This is a genomic window from Gilliamella sp. Imp1-1, from assembly GCF_001690415.1.
GTDB lineage: Bacteria > Pseudomonadota > Gammaproteobacteria > Enterobacterales > Orbaceae > Gilliamella > Gilliamella bombi.
In genome coordinates, this window is sequence record NZ_LZHK01000041.1 from 1 (window position 1) to 4,277 (window position 4,277).

Annotated in this window: 8 protein-coding genes and 1 pseudogene; 2 read left to right on the forward strand and 7 right to left on the reverse strand. The window is 32.3% G+C overall.

Annotated features, from left to right (window positions below; translation table 11 throughout):
* The coding region (locus A9G38_RS03845; RefSeq protein WP_141671724.1) for a helix-turn-helix domain-containing protein at positions 1 to 506 on the reverse strand (506 nt) is incomplete at its 3' end.
* A gap of 76 nt (positions 507 to 582) precedes the next feature.
* Here A9G38_RS03845 and A9G38_RS12755 point away from each other — a divergent pair.
* A pseudogene (locus A9G38_RS12755) lies at positions 583 to 672 on the forward strand (hypothetical protein); the annotation flags it as partial.
* Between the two features lie 183 nt (positions 673 to 855).
* On the opposite strand, the gene A9G38_RS03850 reads toward A9G38_RS12755, so the two are convergent.
* The 3 genes from A9G38_RS03850 to A9G38_RS03860 all read right to left on the reverse strand — a co-directional run bounded on the left by A9G38_RS03850 (position 856) and on the right by A9G38_RS03860 (position 3,031).
* Positions 856 to 1,728 (reverse strand): hypothetical protein, encoded by an 873-nt coding sequence (locus A9G38_RS03850; protein ID WP_034915610.1) that lies wholly within the window; start codon positions 1,726 to 1,728, stop codon positions 856 to 858.
* Positions 1,729 to 1,739: 11 nt separating this feature from the next.
* Positions 1,740 to 2,258: a hypothetical protein gene (locus tag A9G38_RS03855; protein WP_034915606.1), complete on the reverse strand. Its 519-nt coding sequence runs from the start codon at positions 2,256 to 2,258 to the stop codon at positions 1,740 to 1,742.
* Between the two features lie 128 nt (positions 2,259 to 2,386).
* Positions 2,387 to 3,031, reverse strand: coding sequence for a LexA family protein (locus tag A9G38_RS03860; RefSeq protein ID WP_034915602.1), 645 nt, complete (start codon positions 3,029 to 3,031; stop codon positions 2,387 to 2,389).
* Positions 3,032 to 3,222: 191 nt separating this feature from the next.
* On the opposite strand from A9G38_RS03860, the gene A9G38_RS12400 reads away from it, so the two are divergent.
* Positions 3,223 to 3,351 carry a helix-turn-helix domain-containing protein gene (locus tag A9G38_RS12400; protein WP_202961594.1) on the forward strand — a complete coding sequence of 43 codons (129 nt, stop codon included), beginning with the start codon at positions 3,223 to 3,225 and terminating at the stop codon, positions 3,349 to 3,351.
* Positions 3,352 to 3,587: 236 nt separating this feature from the next.
* Here the strand turns inward: A9G38_RS12400 and A9G38_RS12760 are convergent, their stop codons facing one another.
* The 3 genes from A9G38_RS12760 to A9G38_RS11950 all read right to left on the reverse strand — a co-directional run.
* A complete protein-coding gene (locus A9G38_RS12760; protein ID WP_141671664.1) occupies positions 3,588 to 3,800 on the reverse strand; it encodes an integrase core domain-containing protein in 213 nt (70 codons plus the stop codon).
* A complete protein-coding gene (locus A9G38_RS11635) occupies positions 3,704 to 4,051 on the reverse strand; it encodes a DDE-type integrase/transposase/recombinase (protein ID WP_080702396.1) in 348 nt (115 codons plus the stop codon). Before A9G38_RS11635 ends, A9G38_RS12760 begins: the two co-directional genes overlap by 97 nt.
* A 9-nt stretch (positions 4,052 to 4,060) precedes the next feature.
* A partial coding sequence (locus tag A9G38_RS11950) for an IS3 family transposase (RefSeq protein ID WP_162162675.1) occupies positions 4,061 to 4,277 on the reverse strand: 217 nt, incomplete at its 5' end.

A 4,277-nucleotide genomic window follows, 5' to 3' on the forward strand; every position in this document is an offset into this window, starting at 1 on the left:
TCTTGTGCACATAAATAACCCGGATGATGTGTCTCAATTTCACCATGCGCTTCTTTTGATGCTTTGGCTTTTTCAAGGGCCTGTAATTGATTTTCCGTGAGCACACATCCTTCTTGTGCCACTTTGGTTTCTAGGGCTATTAAGCGTTTTTTAAAACTTTCTAAATCATGACGTAGCCAAATAGAGCGTACACCACTCCCTGACACCATGATGCCTTCTTGGCGGAGTTGATTGGCAACTCGATGTTGCCCATAAGTTGGATATTCATAAGCCATATTGACAACGGCTTGCTCTATATGTGGCTCTACCCGATTTTTTTCGATAGGCTTTTTACGACTGATTTCTTGAAGCGCAAGCTCACCACCTTGCTCATACAGTTTTTTAAAGCGATAATAGCTATCTCGACTGTATCCCATGACTTTGCAAGCTTGTTGAACGTTACCGAGTTGTTTAGCTAATTCTAAAAGTCCTAATTTAGGTTTAATAATTTTGGCAGTTTGATTCATTTCTGACTCTCCTTTTTGTGTTATAAAATAACTCAAACGTCAGATTAAGTAAAGACTATTACAACTTTATGCCTATTGGTATAATCATAAACGATTACATTCTTCGTTAGGCTACTTGCCTCCCGTTGAATTAAAAAAACACTTACCCCTTAATTTTTTTGTTTGAAAATGTGTTGCCATTCCAGAGCTTATCAGATTATATGATTGCTCCTCCACCTATATGCTCAGATAGTGATGGTGGAACCCTTTGCCATAAAGGGTTTAAGATAACATCAATACCTTTTGTTCTGGCATGTTTTGTTGCTGGAACAAAACAGCATCGCCAGCCACCAATAAAATACTAAAACTTTTAGGTAGTAAACTTACGTTTAGAATTGGACTTATAAGTGGTTTTTGTGATATCTGATATAAATATATCTTCATTCAAAAAGCTTAATAAAGCTTTTAATTCTTTTTTTACTATGGGAATTAATATTTTTTCTTCTCCTCCTGAAGTGACTTCAGTTTTAAGCTTAAAATTAACATTTTCTGCTGCTTGTTTAATTTTGTTAATATCTTCAGATAAAGAATCTAATTTATTTAAAAGGGTAACTTTAGTTCTAATTTCAGTATCAGCTATTTTTATAATATCAAATTCTTCTGATACCTTAAATTTACAATGTTCGACAAATGATTTTAATTCATTATCAGTCGCCTCTCTAAAATATTTATCCATATTAAATATTTTTCTGGTATTTTGTAACGATTTAAACTTTAATTTTTTATCTTCAATTATTGCAGTCAATTTATCTGTTATATTAAATCCCACTGTTGTAGACATTTTGAAAACGTCATTACTAAAAATAAATGATTTGGTAATATCTAAAACCTGTTTTTTATCAAATGTTTGTAGTAATATGGTTCTATCTCTAGCGTTTCCTGTAAATAAACATTTTATATTTTCAATAGGTACTTTTTTAGGATTCCAAGAATCTATACTTGTTGGAGTTTTTATTGCTGCATGCATGTCTTCTATGCCATTATCGAAATCATTTATAACAAATATTTCTGAATATTTTGGCGTATATCCAGCGCAAAATTCAATTTCATTATCGTAATGGGTATCAAATAAAGCCTTTTGATCATTAAATATAACTTTTAATGCTTTTTGTGATTTAGCATCAGTACTTATTCTTAAAATAGGAATTCCAACATTCGATTTCATCAATGCAAATAAATTCATACTTGTTTCCTTCAATTATAGTAAATATAAATATAGTCAGTTAATTTTCTTACTTTAAATTCTGTACCGTTAATTGATGTTATAGTTTGTTTAGATAATAAAACAAATCCGATTCCCGTATCATCTTGCGCTTCATAAAATCGATAACCAAATAGAGATAATAGAGGATTAAAATTATATGATTCTGAAAAAAATGTATAAAATGATAAGCAGCCATAAAAAAATATAGTCATATATGTATTAGAAAAAATAGATTCAGAACCTAATAATGGAAATATGTATGCTAAAAAATAATTTGTTATTTCTTTATTAGCTGGAGTCAATGAACTAATATTTTTTGTAAGTGTCTCCCCACATCTTTGATATACAAAAACAACAAAAATACATAAAAAACATAATATTAAACCAATTAATAGAGATAACCATAGTAATGTATTATTATGGTTAATAAAACCGATAAATGCTACAGTGAAGCACACTGGGGCAATAGAGCTTGCAGTCAATAATATTCTAAGTAACTTGCTAGGCATAAAAACCTCTTTAAAATAACTGTATGTATATACAGTTTAGCCGTAAGCATGTAATTTATAAATACCTAAAAGTGCTATTTGTTACCTATTTAGTCTAGTTAGTAATATTCAGGTGTTTTATTAAAATTTCATCTTTTTCTTCTAAATATTCTATGCTCAACCATTGTCCCGATAATTCTTATTTGCTGAGTTAATGTACTCATTGTTGTGTAATCAGGATTTAACGGAATTAGCTCAAATTGCATTCTTTCATGTTCATCATGTCCTAGCTCTCTATATTTCTTGAAAGTTGCTTCTGATTCGCCATTCATTGCAACGACAAATTCACCAGGAATTGGTTTAACAGCTGGATCTATGATAACAACATCACCTTCTTTAAATTCTGGCTCCATTGAGTCGCCTTTTATTCGTAATGCAAATGATTGATCTGATAACTCCAATGAAGTCATAATATATTCAAATCCTGTTGAATCTCTTAATTCGCATGATTCAGTCCATACACCTGCTTGTACATAACTAATTAAAGGTACTTGGCGAGCCTTTAGCGTTATAGGTTCTACATTTTTCACTTCTTTCTCTTTTCCGCTTAATAGCCATGCCATATCGCATTTCAGAGCAACAGATATTTCATATAAATAGCGAGGTTTTTTCACTTCTCCGCTTTCAATTGCTTGGTAAGATTGCTGTTTTATCCCAACTTGCGAGGCTACTTGTTCCTGCGTTAAGCTCAATTCTTCTCGTCTGGCTTTAATTCGTTGACCAAGATTATTCATTTTTAAAAGTCCTCATTGTTATGAAAAAAATAATACAGATAAATCTGCAATTGACAAATAGTATAAACTGTTATTTAATACAGTAACAACTGTTAAATAAGCAGGATTATGTATGAGTATTGGAAAACGAATTAAACAAAAGAGAATTGAACTAAATCTAAGTCAATATTTTTTTAGCTAATTTAGCTGGTATGAAACAACAGTCAATTAGTGATTTGGAATCAGGAAATATAAAAAAACCAAGAAACATTGTAGAAATAGCTAAAGCTCTGCATTGTTCTGTTGAATGGTTATATTACGGAGATAAAAATAAGCAATGAATAATGAAACAAATATTAATTATTGCTTACCCGAAACTTATTGCAAGGATGATGAAAAGTGGATCGCTGAAATGCTATCTAAGCTACCGCAGCGAGTTAGGAAAAGGGTATCTGCGTTATATGCAGATGTATTTATAACCGAATATGACAAAGAGCCAATAGCACACAAAAAGGAGAATAAGGCTCGTAGAGAAGCTGTAAATACCCCAAACTTAGTACACAACTCACGTAGAAAATCATGCTGCTTGTTTTAGTGTTTTATACTCAATCGGTGTCATGTTATTTAATGCCTCATGTGGTCTTTCGGTATTATAAATCGTTAACCATTCTTCGGTTATTCTCCTTGCTTGTGCTAAGTTGTTAAAAAGATATAAATCGAGTACTTCAGTACGATAGGTACGATTAAATCGTTCAATATAGCCATTTTGATAAGGGCTACTAGGCTGGATATAATCAAGGTTATATCATGTGATTTAGCCCAGTTTATAAAGGTTTTTCCTGTAAATTCTGGCCCATTATCGACCCGTATTTTTAATGGATACCCATGATATTCAGCCAGTTTATCTAAGTAACGGGTAATCCTTCCTGCTGGTAAGCTTACTGCAATATCAATCCCTAACGCCTCACGATTAAAGTCATCGATGACATTGAATGTTCTAAAGCGACGTTGATTACGACTACTGTCACTCATAAAATCCATTGACCAACATTAATCTTGTTTATTGGGTGCTAATAGCCTTTCTGGGCTTCGTGGAGGAATGCGCTGTTTACGCTTTATCCTGAGATTAAGCTTTAATTGGCAATACACCCGATACACCCGTTTATGATTCCATTTATAGCCGAGCTTTTTGATACGATTAAAGCATTTAGGAAAGCCCCAGCTTAAATGCCGGTCTGTGATAGCATTCAATACCGAAACAATCACC